The organism is Shewanella sp. P1-14-1 (assembly GCF_001401775.1).
Lineage (GTDB): Bacteria > Pseudomonadota > Gammaproteobacteria > Enterobacterales > Shewanellaceae > Shewanella > Shewanella japonica.
Map to the genome: position 1 here is coordinate 1 of NZ_LKTL01000075.1, position 719 is coordinate 719.

Annotated in this window: 1 rRNA gene; it reads left to right on the forward strand. The window is 53.0% G+C overall.

The annotated features are described in order from the left end of the window. Positions 1 to 701 (forward strand): 23S ribosomal RNA (locus AN944_RS21000); the annotation flags it as partial. Between the last annotated feature and the right edge of the window lie 18 nt (positions 702 to 719).

A 719-nucleotide genomic window follows, 5' to 3' on the forward strand; every position in this document is an offset into this window, starting at 1 on the left:
GGCCCCTAATCGGGGTTCGGGACAGTGCCTGGTGGGTAGTTTGACTGGGGCGGTCTCCTCCCAAAGAGTAACGGAGGAGCACGAAGGTTGGCTAAGTACGGTTGGACATCGTACGGTTAGTGCAATGGCATAAGCCAGCTTAACTGCGAGACATACACGTCGAGCAGGTACGAAAGTAGGTCATAGTGATCCGGTGGTTCTGTATGGAAGGGCCATCGCTCAACGGATAAAAGGTACTCCGGGGATAACAGGCTGATACCGCCCAAGAGTTCATATCGACGGCGGTGTTTGGCACCTCGATGTCGGCTCATCACATCCTGGGGCTGAAGTCGGTCCCAAGGGTATGGCTGTTCGCCATTTAAAGTGGTACGCGAGCTGGGTTCAGAACGTCGTGAGACAGTTCGGTCCCTATCTGCCGTGGGCGTTGGATGATTGAAGGAAGCTGCTCCTAGTACGAGAGGACCGGAGTGGACGAACCGCTGGTGTTCGGGTTGTTATGCCAATAGCATTGCCCGGTAGCTACGTTCGGAATCGATAACCGCTGAAAGCATCTAAGCGGGAAGCGAGTCCTAAGATGAGTCATCCCTAGGAATTTAATTCCTCTAAAGAGCCGTTCGAGACTAGGACGTTGATAGGCAGGGTGTGTAAGCGTTGTGAGGCGTTGAGCTAACCTGTACTAATGACTCGTGAGGCTTAACCATACAACCCAGATGAGTTTT